At 70.4% G+C, this 16,097-nt stretch carries 16 protein-coding genes, 2 tRNA genes and 1 other RNA gene; 14 read left to right on the top strand and 5 right to left on the bottom strand.

Annotation, left to right across the window (positions count from 1 at the left end):
• Positions 1–22 precede the first annotated feature (22 nt).
• From purD to ffs, 3 genes are all read right to left on the bottom strand, one after another.
• The gene (gene purD, locus ACFVST_RS15260) at positions 23–1,276 is read right to left on the bottom strand and encodes a phosphoribosylamine--glycine ligase (protein ID WP_390150960.1); all 1,254 of its coding nucleotides are present in this window, start codon (positions 1,274–1,276) and stop codon (positions 23–25) included.
• A gap of 490 nt (positions 1,277–1,766) precedes the next feature.
• A complete protein-coding gene (locus ACFVST_RS15255) occupies positions 1,767–4,265 on the bottom strand; it encodes a DNA polymerase III subunit gamma and tau (protein WP_390150957.1) in 2,499 nt (832 codons plus the stop codon).
• Between the two features lie 47 nt (positions 4,266–4,312).
• Positions 4,313–4,409: signal recognition particle sRNA small type (gene ffs, locus ACFVST_RS15250), an RNA gene on the bottom strand.
• A gap of 73 nt (positions 4,410–4,482) precedes the next feature.
• Here ffs and ACFVST_RS15245 point away from each other — a divergent pair.
• Positions 4,483–4,567, top strand: a tRNA-Ser gene (locus ACFVST_RS15245).
• Positions 4,568–5,873: 1,306 nt separating this feature from the next.
• On the opposite strand, the gene ACFVST_RS15240 is transcribed toward ACFVST_RS15245, so the two are convergent.
• On the bottom strand, positions 5,874–6,383 hold the full coding sequence (locus ACFVST_RS15240) for a hypothetical protein (RefSeq protein ID WP_390150954.1): 510 nt from the start codon (positions 6,381–6,383) through the stop codon (positions 5,874–5,876).
• 540 nt (positions 6,384–6,923) lie between these two features.
• Here ACFVST_RS15240 and ACFVST_RS15235 point away from each other — a divergent pair.
• From ACFVST_RS15235 to ACFVST_RS15210, 6 genes are all read left to right on the top strand, one after another.
• The gene (locus tag ACFVST_RS15235) at positions 6,924–7,415 is read left to right on the top strand and encodes a GNAT family N-acetyltransferase (protein WP_390150951.1); all 492 of its coding nucleotides are present in this window, start codon (positions 6,924–6,926) and stop codon (positions 7,413–7,415) included.
• A gap of 95 nt (positions 7,416–7,510) precedes the next feature.
• Positions 7,511–7,849, top strand: a complete 339-nt coding sequence (locus tag ACFVST_RS15230) for a YnfA family protein (protein ID WP_390150948.1) — start codon at positions 7,511–7,513, stop codon at positions 7,847–7,849.
• 144 nt (positions 7,850–7,993) lie between these two features.
• Entirely contained in the window at positions 7,994–8,731 is a 738-nt protein-coding gene (locus ACFVST_RS15225; protein WP_390150946.1) for a hypothetical protein, read from the top strand.
• 278 nt (positions 8,732–9,009) lie between these two features.
• The gene (locus ACFVST_RS15220) at positions 9,010–9,627 is read left to right on the top strand and encodes an HhH-GPD-type base excision DNA repair protein (RefSeq protein ID WP_390150943.1); all 618 of its coding nucleotides are present in this window, start codon (positions 9,010–9,012) and stop codon (positions 9,625–9,627) included.
• Between the two features lie 185 nt (positions 9,628–9,812).
• The gene (locus ACFVST_RS15215) at positions 9,813–10,109 is read left to right on the top strand and encodes a type II toxin-antitoxin system VapB family antitoxin (protein ID WP_003955420.1); all 297 of its coding nucleotides are present in this window, start codon (positions 9,813–9,815) and stop codon (positions 10,107–10,109) included.
• A gap of 156 nt (positions 10,110–10,265) precedes the next feature.
• On the top strand, positions 10,266–10,892 hold the full coding sequence (locus ACFVST_RS15210) for a LytR C-terminal domain-containing protein (protein WP_390151146.1): 627 nt from the start codon (positions 10,266–10,268) through the stop codon (positions 10,890–10,892).
• Between the two features lie 49 nt (positions 10,893–10,941).
• Here ACFVST_RS15210 and upp read toward each other — a convergent pair whose 3' ends face one another.
• Positions 10,942–11,577, bottom strand: a complete 636-nt coding sequence (gene upp / locus ACFVST_RS15205) for a uracil phosphoribosyltransferase (protein WP_390150940.1) — start codon at positions 11,575–11,577, stop codon at positions 10,942–10,944.
• 95 nt (positions 11,578–11,672) lie between these two features.
• On the opposite strand from upp, the gene ACFVST_RS15200 reads away from it, so the two are divergent.
• The 7 genes from ACFVST_RS15200 (at position 11,673) to ACFVST_RS15170 (ending at position 16,039) form a co-directional block, all read left to right on the top strand.
• The gene (locus ACFVST_RS15200) at positions 11,673–11,855 is read left to right on the top strand and encodes a hypothetical protein (protein ID WP_390150937.1); all 183 of its coding nucleotides are present in this window, start codon (positions 11,673–11,675) and stop codon (positions 11,853–11,855) included.
• Between the two features lie 268 nt (positions 11,856–12,123).
• A complete protein-coding gene (locus ACFVST_RS15195; protein ID WP_390150934.1) occupies positions 12,124–12,660 on the top strand; it encodes a hypothetical protein in 537 nt (178 codons plus the stop codon).
• A gap of 57 nt (positions 12,661–12,717) precedes the next feature.
• Complete coding sequence (tadA, locus tag ACFVST_RS15190) at positions 12,718–13,146, top strand: tRNA adenosine(34) deaminase TadA (RefSeq protein WP_390151143.1); 429 nt, start codon at positions 12,718–12,720, stop codon at positions 13,144–13,146.
• A gap of 101 nt (positions 13,147–13,247) precedes the next feature.
• Positions 13,248–13,332: transfer RNA gene (locus ACFVST_RS15185), tRNA-Ser, on the top strand.
• 135 nt (positions 13,333–13,467) lie between these two features.
• On the top strand, positions 13,468–13,638 hold the full coding sequence (locus ACFVST_RS15180; protein ID WP_390150931.1) for a hypothetical protein: 171 nt from the start codon (positions 13,468–13,470) through the stop codon (positions 13,636–13,638).
• A 370-nt stretch (positions 13,639–14,008) separates the two neighbouring features.
• The gene (locus ACFVST_RS15175; protein WP_390150928.1) at positions 14,009–14,878 is read left to right on the top strand and encodes an RNA polymerase sigma factor SigF; all 870 of its coding nucleotides are present in this window, start codon (positions 14,009–14,011) and stop codon (positions 14,876–14,878) included.
• Between the two features lie 246 nt (positions 14,879–15,124).
• Positions 15,125–16,039, top strand: coding sequence for an RNA polymerase sigma factor SigF (locus ACFVST_RS15170; protein WP_390150925.1), 915 nt, complete (start codon positions 15,125–15,127; stop codon positions 16,037–16,039).
• The last annotated feature ends 58 nt before the right edge of the window (positions 16,040–16,097 follow it).

Raw genomic sequence — 16,097 nt, 5'->3', positions numbered from 1 at the left:
AGCGGACCGGGGGAAGGCCCGCTCAGACCGAGGTCGCCGCCTTCGCCGCGATGTCCGTACGGTGCTGGGCCCCGTCCAGACGGATCCGCTCGATCGCGGTGTACGCGCGGTCCCGGGCAGCCGCGAGATCGGTACCGGTGGCCGTGACGGACAGCACCCGCCCGCCCGCACTGACCACCGCGTCCCCGTCCCGCTTGGTACCGGCGTGCAGTACGTAGGCGTGCGGCCCGTCCTCGCGGGCGACCTCGTCAAGCCCCTCGATGGGGTCACCGGTGCGGGGGGTGTCCGGATAGTTGTGGGAGGCGACGACCACGGTCACCGCGGCGTCCTCGCTCCAGCGCAGCGGTTCCAGATCGGAGAGCCTGCCCTCGGCGGCCGCCAGCAGGATTCCCGCGAGGGGGGTTTGGAGCCGGGCCAGGACGACCTGGGTCTCGGGGTCACCGAACCGCGCGTTGAACTCGATGACCCGTACCCCGCGCGAGGTGATCGCCAGCCCGGCGTAGAGCAGACCGGAGAACGGCGTGCCCCGGCGCCGCAGTTCGTCCACGGTGGGCTGGAGGACGGTGGTCAGGACTTCGTCGACGAGCTTCGGATCGGCCCAGGGCAGCGGCGAATAGGCGCCCATACCACCGGTGTTGGGGCCCTCGTCGCCGTCGAGGGCGCGCTTGAAGTCCTGGGCGGGTTGCAACGGGACGACGCTGGTGCCGTCGGTGATCGCGAAGAGGGACACCTCGGGGCCGTCGAGGAACTCCTCGATCACGACCCGCTCGCACCCGGCCGCATGGGCACGCGCCGCCGCGAGATCGTCCGTGACGACGACGCCCTTGCCCGCGGCCAGCCCGTCGTCCTTGACTACATAGGGCGCCCCGAACGCATCGAGCGCGCTCGACACCTGGTCCTCGGTGGAGCACACATAGCTACGGGCGGTGGGTACACCGGCCGCGGCCATCACGTCCTTGGCGAAGGCCTTGGACCCCTCCAGCCGCGCGGCCTCACCGCTCGGCCCGAAGCAGGGGATGCCCGCCTCCCGCACGGCGTCCGCGACCCCGGCGACGAGCGGCGCCTCGGGCCCCACGACGACAAGCCCCACCTCCAGACTCCGCGCGAGCCCGGCCACGGCGGCCCCGTCGAGAGCGTCGACCGGGTGCAGGCGGGCCACCTCGGCGATCCCGGCGTTGCCCGGGGCGCAGTGCAGCGCGGTGACGTCGGGGTCGAGGGACAGTGAGCGGCACAGGGCGTGTTCGCGGGCGCCGCCGCCGATGACGAGGACCTTCACGCCCGCCAGCCTAGCCGCCACCACCCCATGCCCTGTACGCCCTTCCAAGGAGCGGGACACCGACCCCTAGTACAAAACTCCAGCCCACCCTGCTCCTACTTGTACCCGGCCCTCGGGTCTCGCCCGTCCCCTTGAGGTCGGCCCGCGGGCTGGGGCCGGGGCGGTCTACGGGCTCGGCTGGGGTGCTCGGCGGCGCGCGATGCTCAACTGCCGTACCGCGACGGCGGCTCGGGCCGGAGACGCGCCTGACTCGGTCGCGCCTTCACTCACTCCGGCCTGATCCCCGTTTCCGGACTCTCTTCGGCTCCGGGCCTCCCGCTCGCGGCTTGCGCTTGCGCTCACTCGGCTCGGGGCGCGGGAACGGCTGGGGTCATCCGGGTCTAGGAGCCCGCCCCGAAGTCGAGGTCGGCACCCGGCACCCGACGGCCAGCACGCGGCACCCGATAGCCGGTACACCCAGGGCCAAGGAGAAGGCACCCCGGGACCAGCCCTACTCCGTTGCGTACTCGTCTACGACCGTGGCGCCCAGTTCCCGCATGATCAGGTCGTGGCCGGAGACGGCGGACTCGTCCAGGTCCTGGTCGTCCGCTGTCGGCATATCGTCCTCGGGCGGGATATGTGCGGGGCGTTCCTCGGCCGGGGGGCGGGGCGCCGCAGGCTGTGGCGTGGGCGCGGGGGCCGGTGCCGGTCGGGCGGGGGCCGGGCGGGCAGCGGGAGGGGCCTGCTGCGGTGCGGGCCTCGGTGCGGCGGGCGGCGGCGCCCCCGGGCCGTAGCCGCCACCACCGGAGGACGGCGGTGCGGAGCCCCCGGACGGATCGACGATCGGCTCGATGCTCCACTGCACACCGAACTGCTCGCCCAGAGCCTGCCGCAGTACGTCCTCACTGCCGCTGCTGACGAAGTTGTCCCGTGCACCGGCGTTGACGAAGCCGAGTTGGAGGGTGGCGCCGTCGAAGCCCGCGACATGGGCGTTCTGGCTGAGCAGGATCCAGGTGAAGCGGCGGCGGTTCTTGACGGCCTCCAGGATGTTCGGCCAGAGCGCGTTCGGGTCCAGGCCGCCGCCCGCGGGGGGCCCGGCCGGGGCGGATTGCGCAGGCCGGTCCGGTGCGGCCGGGGCGCCGCTTCCGCCGGTCGAAGCCGCGGTGGGCCAGCCACCCGGACGTGCTCCGCCCTGGGCAGGCCCACTGGCAGGTGCCTCCTGCCCGCCCGCTGCGGGACGCCCGCTCCCAGTCGGTGCCGCGGTGGGCCAGCCACCGGGACGCCGCTCACCACCGCCGGTCCCACCAACTGCCGTACCCGCGCCGCCAGTTGAACCCGAGGCACCGGGCCATGCACCAGGCCGCGCCGACCCGGACGGCGCCCCGCCACCCGCACCAGCGTCCGCCCCCGTACCGCTACCCGCTCCGCTCTGGGTACCCGGACCCGCATCGGCAGGGCCGCCCGCTCCCGGCCGCGCTCCCTGTGGTCCGGCGGGGGCGGCGCCCTGCGGCCATCCGTCCTCATCCACCGCACCGGGCCCGACGTCCTCCTGCGGAACCTCCGGTACCGGAACGCCGCCTCCGCCCGAAGCCACTGGCGTTCCCGGACCACCGGCGCCTCCCGCACCGGCCTCGGCCGCTCGCGCACCCGCCGCCGGAGCCGCACCACCCGGCACGCCACCCGGAGCCGCCGCGCCCCCGGCCGCCGCGTTTCCACGGACCGCGGCCCGTGCCGCCGCGGCACCGGATGCCGCTGCCGCGGGGCCGCCACTCTCACCACCGGTCTGAAGCGGAGCCGCATAACCATCAGGCCCAGGTGCAGAAGCCGCGGCCGGACCACCACCGCCGAACTGCCCACCGCGCTCGATCCGGTCCAGCCGCGCCAGCATCGACCGCTCGTCCTGATAGGCGGCCGGCAGCAGCACCCGGGCGCAGATCAGCTCCAGTTGGAGCCGGGGAGCGGTGGCACCGCGCATCTCAGTCAAGCCCTCATTGACCAGGTCGGCCGCACGGCTCAGCTCAGCGGCGCCAAAAACTCCCGCCTGCGCCTGCATCCGCTCGACCACATCGGCCGGGGCATCGATCAGCCCCTTCTCCGCAGCATCCGGCACCGCCGCGAGGATCACCAGGTCACGCAGCCGCTCCAGCAGGTCGGCCACGAACCGGCGGGGGTCATGGCCTCCCTCGACAACCCGGTCCACCACCTCGAAGGCGGCCGCCCCGTCCCCCGCGGCAAAGGCGTCCACCACGGAGTCCAGCAGCGAACCGTCCGTATAACCCAGCAGCGCCGTCGCCATGGCATAGGTCACACCGTCGTCGGTGGCGCCCGCGAGGAGCTGGTCCATCACCGACATCGAGTCACGCACCGACCCGCCGCCGGCCCGCACCACCAGCGGCAGCACGCCCTCCTCCACCGGGATCTGCTCCCGGCCGCACACCTCGCCCAGGTAGTCCCGCAGGGTTCCGGGCGGCACCAGACGGAAGGGGTAGTGGTGGGTGCGCGAGCGGATGGTCCCGATGACCTTCTCGGGCTCGGTGGTCGCAAAGATGAACTTGAGGTGCTCCGGCGGCTCCTCGACCACCTTCAGCAAAGCGTTGAAGCCCGCCGAGGTCACCATGTGCGCCTCGTCGATGATGTAGATCTTGTAGCGGCTGGAGGCGGGGCCGAAGAACGCCTTCTCCCGCAGGTCGCGAGCGTCGTCCACACCACCGTGCGAGGCGGCGTCGATCTCGATCACATCGATGGAGCCGGGGCCGTTGCGCGCCAGATCGAGACAGGACTGACACTCGCCGCACGGGGTGGGCGTAGGGCCCTGCTCGCAGTTCAGGCAGCGGGCGAGGATGCGGGCACTGGTCGTCTTGCCACAGCCGCGCGGACCACTGAACAGGTACGCGTGGTTGACCCGGTTGTTCCGCAAGGCCTGCTGCAGCGGGTCAGTGACATGCTCCTGACCGATGACCTCGGCGAACGACTCCGGGCGATAGCGGCGGTACAACGCGAGAGACGACACGACTACGAGGTTAATGCCGCCCACTGACAACGAGCCCCGCCCCGAAAACAAGACGCCCCCCACGCACCCGCCAGAGCCGACCTACCCTTGCTGCCTTCCGGCCCTGGGGGAGTTCAGTCAGATAGCACCGCGTGGGGGACTGCGCCCCACAGTACCCGATGACCGGGGCCGCGAACGAGTTCGCGACCACTCCTCCCAGTCATGTAATGTCTCCGGCGGAGGATTCGCCTAGAGGCCTAGGGCGCACGCTTGGAAAGCGTGTTGGGTTCACACCCTCACGAGTTCGAATCTCGTATCCTCCGCACCCGCCCACCAGGGCAGACGAGGGCTCCGACCGGTTCGCCGGCCGGAGCCCTCGTCGTTGAGCTGGCCACACACGCCTACGGCTCCAGTTCCCATGGCTGGGGCCATTGACATCGAGGCGTCGGACGACGCGCGTGACCGGCTACAACGCCATTCGGCGATCCTGCGCAATGACGAGGACTTCCCCGCCTCCGACCATAAGCCGCGCCCGCTGATGGACCTGCCGCCCGGCGTCCGGAGACGCTGCGCACCCGGAGTGGGGAGTCCGCCTCCCTCGGCGAGATGGACCCGCCGAGGCACACCAGAGCGCGGTCCGTGCTCGCGCCCTGGGCGCTGCGGTGTGCGGAGGCGGACATCAGGGCCGCAGCCGCCGGCCTACTTCAACTCCTCGCGCATATACCGGAGTTCGCCTCGACACTGAGTTCGCCCTGCCCTGAGCCCTGACGGTCGTCCTGCGCTTCCTCGGCATCCCTGGAGAGCACACCCGAGCGGATACGGGCGTACGCCACCGACTTGCGCGTATTCGGCGACTCCGCACGGGAGTTGGCCACGCAGCGACTGGCCGCCCCGCGCGACGGCTTGATCAGCACCATGCTTCACGAGAGCCCTCACGGCCACCGGCTCACCCGGACGAGGCGGCCGCCCAGATTCCGACAGTGATCACCACGGCCACGCCACGCTGGCACAGGCCCCGACAGGCGGCACAGTGCGATTCCCGAGCTGGTCGCGGAGGGCCTGCGGCTGGACTGCGCGGGTGGTCGGGATGTACCGCCCGACCGTCCGGAAGTGACACTCGCCGACCACATCCGCGGCTCCGGAGGCTGCCCCGGCGTATCGGCCGACGTCTCCTTTCGGGCGTGACCGCCCGGCGGGTGCGGCCGTGACCGAACCGTTCGGCTGCCGAGGCCGCCCTCAAATCCCTCGACGCCGACGCCACCCTCAGCTGGGCCGCCTCCCCGGAGACCCTGAACACGGCCCCACACGTGGGCACGGCGGAGCGGGAGGCGCGCATGGCGGGGTGGAGGCGCGGGTGCTGGGTATCCGGGCGAGCCTTCTCGACCCGTTTGAATGGGCCGGCCAGTTGGTTCGAAAAGACGAGTGAAGCCCGGGATGGACGGCCTCGCGACCAAGACCACCATGTGCCATTGGAGGCCTCGCGGGGCGGTGAGCTGACCCGAGGGTCAAGATCTCATTCCGTGACGAACAAGCTCGCGCGCTTACCGGTTCGTTCCCGTGCCACCCCCGCCCCACCCTTGGATCACAAACCCCAACTCAACCTCAACCTCAAAGACCCCATGGATTTCACTAGGGCGTCTTGATAAGCACAGAATTGGACGCGATCGGAGGTGGCGATGGCAAGACGACATACCCCGATTCCGGATCGGTCGTCTTCTTTACCGATTGATATGTGTCGCTGTTCATCAAAAGCACGAAAAGGGTACGTTCGGATCCTGACGCCGTCGTGTTGAGTACGGCGTCGTAGATGTATTTTCCCGGCCCCTTGCTCAGATCGCTTCGCAGTGTGTAATGCACGTGCGGGGCATCGGCAGTACCGGTGACTTTCCGAACCACCCAGACGAGATGGTCACCGGGCGCGAGGGCGCAGGACACCGTGGCGACCACCCGGGCCGCCGAACGTTTCGGCTTCCCCTCCAATTTGAGAACGATATCTTTGCTCGACTCGCCACAGGCAGGTAAGGAACCGGCTGACGCGCCTGGAACATCGGACGGTGCATCGGAAGAACTCGACCGGGGCGACCCCGAATCGCCGAATTGGTTGAGGAGGCTTTCCCAGATCCCCAGGAACTGCCCCACGACGCCAGTGACAAGAGCCAGAAAGGTAAATGTGGCAGTGGCGGCCTTTCCCCAACGGGAAACCACACTGTCGGCGCTACGTGCTGGTGTTCGTCGTCGACGGAGGTGGACTCGGTTTCCGCCTAAGGCCGGGTTCCTCTGTCGCCTCGCCATACCGTTGTCTTCCCTGCCCAGAGGGGGTTCAATCCGGATCATTCATCACCAGTGGTCAGGTACGCGCGTCGATAGCGACAAAATCGCCTCGGCCCTCTCCGTCGATCGTCCAGACACTCAACTGTCAACGCCACGCCTGTACTTCGGTACCGTCTCAGCGAAGATCCGCGACCAGTAGAGGAAGGGGTGGCAGAGCTGGGCTACCCCACCGACAACAAGCATGGCTTCGGGCGTGGTCCTGCACCAAGTAGCCACCGCGCAGGCAGGGATGAACCTCGTCGCCCACCACGACGACGGCACCTCGACGATCCTGGAACCCCTCGTCCCCCGATACCGCAGTCGCAGGTCCGGTCCTCAAGTCCCCATCCCAGACCGGAAGATGAAGCCATGAACGCACAAAAGGTGACCCTGCGGAGGATGACGGCCGCGGAGTATCGGGCGGCGACTGAGCATCGGGAGGTCGAGTCGGTGCGGGAGTTGGGCAAGTTCGTTTCTGAGGAGTTGGCGTGGGAACGGGTTCGCCAGGGCACGGCGCAGTTTCTGCCGGACGGGCTCGACACGGTCGGGCACCATCTGGTGGTGGCGGAGAACGCTTCAGGTGAGGCAGTCGGGAACGCGTGGATCGGCCCGGATCCGAGCCGGACCCTGGGCACCGTCAACTCGGCCTGGCTGTACGACATCAACGTCTTCCCGGCGTTCCGCCGCCGCGGCTACGGCTCGGCCATCCTCAACGCCGCCGAACAACTCGCCGCCCGCGAGGGCTCGACCTCACTCGGCCTGAACGTCGTCGGGGACAACGAGGCAGCCATTGCCCTGTACCGCCGCAACGGCTACGACGTGTCATCGATGCATATGCGCAAAGGCGTGCGGCAGCGGTAACAGCGGCGGTAACAACGCACAGCCGCCAGAGACGTCCGCCCCGCACCTCCCCGCACTCCCCCCCCCCCCCCGACCGCCCATGCCACCATGACGCCGTGCTCACCCTCCGTTCCATCGCCCTGTTCCTGCTCGCCGCCGTCCTGGAAATCGGCGGTGCCTGGCTGGTGTGGCAGGGGGCGCGGGAGCATCGGGGCTGGATCTGGATCGGGGCGGGCGTCGTGGCGCTGGGGTCCTACGGGTTCGTCGCCACGCTCCAGCCCGATGCCGAGTTCGGGCGGATCCTCGCGGCCTACGGCGGGGTGTTCGTGGCGGGCTCGCTCGCCTGGGGCATGGTCGCCGACGGCTACCGTCCGGACAGGTTCGACGTCGTCGGCGCCCTGATCTGCCTGGCCGGCATGGCCGTCATCATGTACGCCCCCCGCAGCGGAAGCTGACCCGGCAGGCGATCGTCAACTCCCCCTGAAAACTCACCCGTTACCCGAACCGGACATCACACCAACCGGCAGCGCTCTACTCCATACAGGTCAAATCAGCCACAAAACCCTGCCTCATGGCCGGTTCGGACGTTGGTCCTGTTCGTGGAGCCACGTGAATTCTGGGATCGCAACACCGTGCTGGCCGAGGCGTTCTGCGTCTGCGACGAGCGGGTGCGTCAGGCGCAGGCAGTGCTGGACGAGGCAATGGCGGAACGGAGCAGGACGCTCGCCGCCTTCGCGGTGACCGTGGGCGACGACGGCACCATCGCCCACCTGATGGGCCTCCCGGAACGCGAGGTCCGCGTCGCCCGCCGCACCGTCGGCCGCACCGACGCCCGCGCGGTGGCCGAGCAGCTCCTCACCCCGGCCCAACCCCCCGCCCCCGAAGCGGCCCCCGCCGAACCAGCCCCACCGGAACCCGCCAAGGACCCTGCGCCCCCGGCCCCCGCGGCACCCCCCGCCCCCGAGCCGGCCCCCGCAGCACCGCCCGAGGCCCCGACCACCGAGGTCCGCCTCCCCCACCCCCGCGAGGAGGCTCCGCCGGAGCGGCACCCCGCGGAGAGCACCCCCGTGTGGTCGTCCAGCATGGACTCCGTCCTCCTCTGGAGCTGGAAGTCCGGCCTCGACCTCCAGACCGTCGCCGCGGAACTCGGCCTGGACATCCGCGCGTTGCTGCTCCGCGTCCAGGCACTCGCCGACGACGGCATCCTCCGTACGGACACACCGACGATGGCCCAGCCCCAACGCGGCGCCCGCCCCGGACGCCACCGCGGCCGGCACGAGGACTCCTACACCGCCTTCCTGAGCCCGAACACCACCACCTTCCCCGCGTACGCGTAACCCACCTTCCCCTCATACGCGTAACCGCCAAGGCGAGAAGCGCAGCGGAAGCACTACGACGGGGAAGCTGGAAACGTACCGAAGGGGGTGTGGGGGGATGTTCGCCCGCAGGAGCCGGTGCAAGTAGGCGGTGGCCCAACGTCCGACGTCCACGTACCGGCTCCGAGGACGGACATCCCCCGACACCCCCGACCACTCACGAAACCGCACCCGCAAAGCACACCGGCGAACCGGCACCCCACCCTGCGCATCCACCCCCGACAAGCGACGATCAGTACATGGACGTCACCCTTCACCTGGCCCAGGAACCGCAGGCGGACGCACTGCTCAGCCGCAGCCCGCTGGCCGCACTCGTAGGGATGCTGCTGGATCAGCAGGTCCCGATGGAATGGGCGTTCGCCGGCCCGTACACGATCGCGCAGCGGCTGGGCGCGGACGATCTCGATGCGCATGACATCGCCCGCCGCGACCCGGAGGCCTTCGCCGCGCTGCTGTCCGCGAAGCCGGCCGTGCACCGCTACCCCGGTTCCATGGCGGGCCGTATCCAGCTGTTGTGCCAGTACCTGGTGGAGCACTACGACGGTGACCCCGCCCGGCTGTGGGCGCCGCCGGCCACCGGCCGCGAGGTGCTGGACCGGCTCCTCGCCCTCCCCGGTTTCGGCCGGCAGAAGGCGCAGATCTTCCTGGCGCTGCTCGGCAAGCAGCTCGGAGTGCAGCCCGAGGGATGGCGCGCGGCGGCCGGTGCGTACGGCGAGCCCGAGGCGTACCGGTCCGCGGCGGACATCACCGGCCCCGAGTCACTGGCCCGGGTCCGCGCCCACAAGCAGCAACTGAAGGCCGAGGCGAAGCAGGCCAAGGACCAGCAAGACCACCCCAAAAACCCAAAAAAGAGCTGAAAGCACCTACCGCACCAAGCACCACCACTCCCCCACTCCAACTCCTTCGAGCGATTCGCAGCAAGCCCCACCACACCAAACCGGCACGTTTGATGAGGCTTTGTCCGGAATACCGAGCGTTCTTCCCTCGTGGCGGTGCGCGTTCACGGCTGCGCCCGGCGAGCGTTGCCCGGTAGGCTTTCCGTGTGATCTTCAAGCGCATCGGAAACGGCCGGCCGTACCCCGACCACGGCCGGGAGAGCACCCGGCAGTGGGCGGACGTCGCGCCGCGCCCGGTCCGCCTCGATCAGCTCGTCACCACCAAGGGCCAGCTCGATCTGGAGACCCTGCTCGCCGAGGACTCGACCTTCTACGGCGACCTCTTCGCCCATGTCGTGAAGTGGCAGGGCGACCTGTACCTGGAGGACGGGCTGCATCGCGCGGTCCGGGCGGCACTACAGCAGCGGCAGGTGCTGCACGCCCGCGTCCTGGAGCTGGGCTGAGCGAAGCAGGGCACCGAGGCGGACCGCCCCCTGCGGCCCCCGGGTGAACGCATTGGCCCTTTCGGGTAGAAGTGCCGCCCGTACGATGATCACCCCATAGGCAGAGCCGCCACCTCGCACTACGCTGCGTTCATGACCATGCTCACTCCCCCCGGCATGGGCGGCAAGTACCGCATCACGGGGGACAAGTACCCACGGATGCGCCGCGGCCCCCGGCGCGGCCGGATCGGGCTGGCGGTCGTCGCGGCGGCCGCGGCGGTCGGTCTCGTCGGCTGGGGGAGCCTGCAGCTCATCGATGTCTTCACCGGCGGCGACAAGGCGACCGCGGCGTCCCCCGGCACGGGTTGCGCCTCCGCCTCGCCGACCCCGTCGCAGAGCCAGGCCGCGAAGAGGCACCCCGCGTACCCGGCGCCGAAGAAGATCAAGGTCAATGTCCTCAACGCGACACCGCGCGGCGGGCTGGCGCAGAAGACGGCGGACGAGCTGAAGAAGCGCGGCTTCGCCATCGGCACGGTGGGCAACGCGACCAAGCAGTACGACAAGAAGGTCGAGGGTCCCGGTCTGCTGCTGGGCGCGCCCTCCTCGCTGGAGAGCGTGCTGCCGGTGCTGCGGACCCAGTTGAGCGGGGCGGACCTGCGCGCCGACGGGCGGAGCGGGCGGGACGTCGACCTGGTCATCGGCACCGGCTTCAAGAGCCTGACCCCGGCGGCCGCCGCCGACAAGGCGCTCACCGCGCTCAGCCACCCGGCCCCGCCCGCCAAGTCCCCGTCCCGCCACTGCTGAACGAGGCGCCGGACCCGGACGCGGCGACCGGTCCCCCGACGCCCCGCTGCTACTCCGCCGCCCCGTACATCCGGTCGCCCGCGTCACCGAGGCCCGGGACGATGTAGCCGTTCTCGTTGAGCCGCTCGTCGACGGAGGCGGTGACGACCGTGACGGGTGTGCCGGCCAGTTCACGCTCCATCACCTCGACGCCCTCGGGCGCCGCGAGCAGCACCACGGCCGTCACATCGTCGGCGCCGCGCCGGATCAGCTCCTGGATGGCCGCGACGAGGGTGCCGCCGGTGGCGAGCATCGGGTCGAGTACGTACACCTGGCGGCCGGAGAGGTCCTCCGGCATACGGGTGGCGTAGGTGGAGGCCTGGAGGGTCTGCTCGTTGCGGATCATGCCGAGGAAGCCGACCTCGGCGGTGGGCAGCAGGCGGACCATGCCGTCGAGCATTCCGAGGCCGGCCCGCAGGATCGGCACCACCAGCGGGCGGGGGCGCGCGAGCTTCACGCCGGTGGTGGCGGCGACGGGCGTCTGCAGGTCGACCTGCTCGGTGCGCACGTCCCGGGTGGCCTCGTAGGCGAGGAGGGTGACCAACTCGTCGGCGAGGCGGCGGAAGGTCGCGGAGTCGGTGCGCTGGTCGCGCAGGGTGGTGAGCTTGTGGGCGACCAGCGGGTGGTCGACGACGTGGAGACGCATGGCCCCCACAGTAGCGGGGGCCGTGCGAGCGTCGCCGGGGGCGTCAAGCGGGCTCCGGGAGGGACGGTGAAAGGACCTAGTGGGGTGGTGGTCCGATGTCCGAACGGGAGCCGGAGCAGCCCGAGGAGCAGGAGACCGACGCCGAACGCAGGCGTCGCCGGGCGCAGTTCCTGCGTGATCTGAACGAGGCCAGGGAGCTGCGGGACCGGGTGCGGCCGCGGCGGGCCCGGGCCGCCCGGATGCGCCGGCAGATGCGGATGCGCACCTTCCGCTGGTGAGCCCACCGCCACCGGGCCCCGGCGGCGTCCCGGAACCGGCGTCTAGCCCCCACCCCTCTTGGAACACAACCGCCGTCGTGGTGGTATGTGGTCATCTCTCGGTGTACCGGGCGAAAACAAGAGCGGACACAGCGGTGCGAAGACATCCCCAGGCGGCGTTGTTTCTGCCACGATTCCGATGGGGCGGACCCCGGCACCCCCGTGCCGCTCCCCGCCCCGGCCGGGGGGACCCCCAACCGGCACGCCTACGACCTGTGGGAGAGTCACGGTGTACTTCGCCGCACTGCTCGCGCGCACCGAAGACGGGTGGGAAGCGAGCGACACGGAGCTCGACGATGTGGAGACCCTGGCGGACCTGGCCGACCTGGCCCGGGACGCCGCGACGGACGACGAGGAGACGGTCCTCGTCTTCATCGAGCAGGAGGACGCCTGGTTCGGCGTCGTCCGGGTGGACGGCGAGGAGGATCCGCGTATCTACGTCTCGGATGCGACTGCCGCCGCCCGCAGTTCGTACGGGGAGATCCTGCTCACCGACGAACTGCTCGGCCGGGAGCCCGGTGATGACGACGGGACCGATGTGGACGCCCTCGATCTGGACGGTACCGAGGACGGTGAGCCGGAGGACGCCGAGGAGCCGTCGGACGACCTCGGTGAGTCGGTACCGGCCGGGCCGGTCGGCGATCTGGGGCTGCTGGCGGACCTCGGGGTGAGCGAGAAGGACCTCGCCACCCTCGACAGCGGCGACGCGCTCGGCGAACTCGCCGGACTGCTGGGCGCCGAGGACGTGCTGGAGGGCGTCCGCTAGGTTCCCGACGTGACCCCCACCCCCACCGATCCGGTACGCGACCCCTGGCGGGCGGCGATGCGTCTCGCCCTGGACGAGGCGGAGGCCGCCGCCGGGGGCGGTGACGTACCGGTGGGGGCCGTGGTGCTCTCCGCGTCCGGTGCGCTGCTGGCCGCCGGGCACAACGAGCGGGAGGCGACCGGTGATCCGACGGCGCACGCCGAGGTCCTGGCGCTGCGCCGGGCCGCGGCGGCGCTCGGCGAGTGGCGGCTGACGGGCTGCACACTGGTGGTGACGCTGGAGCCGTGCACCATGTGCGCCGGCGCGCTGGTGCAGTCGCGGATCGACCGGGTGGTGTACGGGGCGCGGGACGAGAAGGCGGGGGCGGCCGGCTCGCTGTGGGACGTACTGCGCGACCGGCGCCTCAACCACCGCCCCGAGGTGATCGCCGGAGTGTGCGCCGAGGCGGGTGCAGAGGTCCTCTCGCGGTTCTTCCGGGAGCGGTGACGCGGTTCTTCCGGGACGGTGGGCGGGGCGGGCGGAGCCGCGGCGGTGGGCGGGGAAAGCGGATTTCGGCGCACGGGCTCCCGTGGGCTAGGATCTCTCCCGGTAGCGTGTCCGAGCGGCCGAAGGAGCTCGCCTCGAAAGCGAGTGTGGCGCAAGTCACCGTGGGTTCAAATCCCACCGCTACCGCTGTAGTTGAAGGGCGGTCCACCGAGGCCGCCCTTCTGCATGTCCGGTGGCGGGGCGGCGGGTTACACTCGCCGCCGCAACACGGGACACACGACGCACAGTCGGCATCAGTAGGCATGGGGAGGCCACGGCAAGGTGCAAGCGAAAAAGATCGCACTCTTCTTGTTGGCCGTCTTCGTGATCTACATCATCATCACGGACCCGGCCAAGGCGGCCGACTACATGCAGGTGGCCTTCGAAGGCATATCCAGCGGCGCGAGTTCCATAGGTGACTTCATGACCTGGGTTGCCAACGGCGGCAAGTAGCAGCCCGCATCCGCCTGCCGGGGAGGGCGTCCGCGCCTTCCGTGAACTGGGCTCGCCGGTACCGGAGTTGCACTTCTGGGAGTGCGACGGACACACGCGAGTTCGCCAGGTCGTCGCCGACTACCGTTCTGACCTACCTCACCTCTCCCCTTCTTTCCGACCCCTTGCCCTGCGCCACCGCGGGCAGGGGGTTTTCGCATCCCGCGGTACCGGCGGGCCGACCCTCATGCGCAGGTCAACACGGAGTCATCTGGTGCTTGCACACCGTGCACATGTCTTGTGATGCTATGACCGCTTTTGACGGATGAGTTATCGATGTCGTGAACGGTTTGTTTCGAGCGCGCCGGTGTCCTGCGCGCCAGGAGGAGGGGTGGCGTTGACCGTGCCGGCCAGCACTGTGCCCCAGGCCCCGCCGCGGAGTGGCACCCCGCCGTCCCCGGCCGGCCCCGCGGCGCAGGAGGCGACCACCCCGCGCAGCCGCGGCGCCGACACCCGCGCCCTCACCCAGGTACTCTTCGGCCGGCTCAAGGGACTCCAGCCGGGCAGCGCGGAACACGGCAGGGTGCGGGCCGCCCTGATCGAGGCCAATCTGCCGCTGGTGCGCTACGCCGCCGCCCGCTTCCGCAGCCGCAACGAGCCGATGGAGGACGTGGTCCAGGTCGGCACCATCGGGCTGATCAACGCGATCGACCGGTTCGACCCGGACCGCGGGGTGCAGTTCCCCACCTTCGCCATGCCCACCGTGGTCGGCGAGATCAAGCGGTACTTCCGCGACAACGTCCGTACCGTCCATGTCCCGCGCCGGCTGCACGAGTTGTGGGTGCAGGTGAACGGCGCGACCGAGGACCTCACCACCGCCTTCGGGCGCTCGCCGACCACCGCGGAGATCGCCGAGCGGCTGCGGATCGGCGAGGACGAGGTGCTGGCCTGCATCGAGGCGGGCCGCTCGTACCACGCGACCTCGCTGGAGGCGGCGCAGGAGGGCGACGGTCCGCCCGGACTGCTGGACCGCCTCGGGTACGAGGACCCGGCTCTGGACGGCGTCGAGCACCGGGATCTGGTGCGGCATCTGCTGGTGCAACTGCCCGAGCGGGAGCAGCGGATCCTGCTGCTGCGCTACTACAGCAATCTGACGCAGTCCCAGATCAGCGCGGAGCTCGGGGTCTCACAGATGCATGTGTCAAGGCTACTGGCGCGTAGTTTCGCGCGGTTGAGATCCGCAAACAGGATCGAGGCATAGCCGGACCGGGTGGTCGTTTTTCAGCCCTGTTCTCTGCCCCGGGGTGCTGAAAAGCCGTCACAACCCCTTTTTCCAGGGCGTTTTGCGGTACTCGTTGTCGACAAGTCACTACAGCGCGTTGCCGACATGTGACATTCTGCGGGAACCGCGTTTGCCGGGGCCTCGCCGCCGGTATTCAGGTGGAAGCTGCGTTCCTCTGTGACGGGAACGCCCGCCGCGTCCGTCCGCGACCTCAAAGGGGGTGGCATGTCCGTAGACCAGGGCAGCTCGAAGGTGCTCACCGCATCCGGCACGCTCCAGGACCCAGTCGGGGCCGCTGAGCCCACCGCGCTCCCGGCGCTCCCCGTCCAGCCCGACCCGGCCGACTCCCCGCCGACGGCCGCGGTCCCGGCCGGGGCGGCCATCGACACCCGCACCCTCTCCCGCTCCCTGTTCCTGCGGCTGGCGACGCTCGCCGAGGACAGCCCGGAACGCGGCTATGTCCGCGACACCCTCATCGAACTGAACCTGCCGCTGGTGCGCTACGCCGCCGCCCGCTTCCGCAGCCGCAACGAGCCGATGGAGGACATCGTCCAGGTCGGCACCATCGGCCTGATCAAGGCGATCGACCGGTTCGACTGCGAGCGGGGGGTGGAGTTCCCGACCTTCGCCATGCCCACCGTGGTCGGCGAGATCAAGCGCTTCTTCCGGGACACCTCCTGGTCGGTGAGGGTGCCGCGGCGGCTGCAGGAGCTGCGGCTGGCGCTGACCAAGGCCAGTGACGAGCTGTCCCAGCGCCTCGACCGCTCCCCGACGGTGCCCGAGCTGGCCCTGGCGCTCGGGGTGTCCGAGGAGGACGTGGTGGACGGCCTGGCGGTGGGCAACGCCTACACCGCCTCCTCGCTGGACTCGCCGGCCCCCGAGGACGACGGCGGCGAGGGCTCGCTCGCGGACCGCCTCGGCTACGAGGACACCGCGCTGGAAGGCGTGGAGTACCGCGAGTCGCTGAAGCCGCTGCTGGCCCAACTGCCGCCGCGGGAACGGCGGATCATCATGCTGCGGTTCTTCGCGAACATGACGCAGTCGCAGATCGGCGAGGAGGTCGGCATCTCGCAGATGCATGTCTCGCGGCTGCTGACCCGGACCCTGGCGCAACTGCGGGAGGGCCTGATCTCGGAGTGAGCCGCCCGCCGGACGGCACCCGGCACGACGGACGGCGCGGCCGCCGTGGCATCCCTGG

Origin of the sequence: Streptomyces sp. NPDC058045, from assembly GCF_042885635.1 — a bacterium.
Taxonomy (GTDB): domain Bacteria; phylum Actinomycetota; class Actinomycetes; order Streptomycetales; family Streptomycetaceae; genus Streptomyces.
This window is presented reverse-complemented; position numbering and strand designations above follow the sequence as displayed.

What these genes read in the sequence shown, in the direction of transcription:
- ACFVST_RS15235 (WP_390150951.1), top strand. Translation starts at nt 6,924, where the DNA reads ATGAACGCACAAAAGGTGACCCTGCGGAGGATGACGGCCGCGGAGTAT.
- ACFVST_RS15220 (WP_390150943.1), top strand. Translation starts at nt 9,010, where the DNA reads ATGGACGTCACCCTTCACCTGGCCCAGGAACCGCAGGCGGACGCACTG.
- ACFVST_RS15210 (WP_390151146.1), top strand. Translation starts at nt 10,266, where the DNA reads ATGGGCGGCAAGTACCGCATCACGGGGGACAAGTACCCACGGATGCGC.
- upp (WP_390150940.1), bottom strand. Translation starts at nt 11,577, where the DNA reads ATGCGTCTCCACGTCGTCGACCACCCGCTGGTCGCCCACAAGCTCACC.
- ACFVST_RS15200 (WP_390150937.1), top strand. Translation starts at nt 11,673, where the DNA reads ATGTCCGAACGGGAGCCGGAGCAGCCCGAGGAGCAGGAGACCGACGCC.
- tadA (WP_390151143.1), top strand. Translation starts at nt 12,718, where the DNA reads ATGCGTCTCGCCCTGGACGAGGCGGAGGCCGCCGCCGGGGGCGGTGAC.
- ACFVST_RS15170 (WP_390150925.1), top strand. Translation starts at nt 15,125, where the DNA reads ATGTCCGTAGACCAGGGCAGCTCGAAGGTGCTCACCGCATCCGGCACG.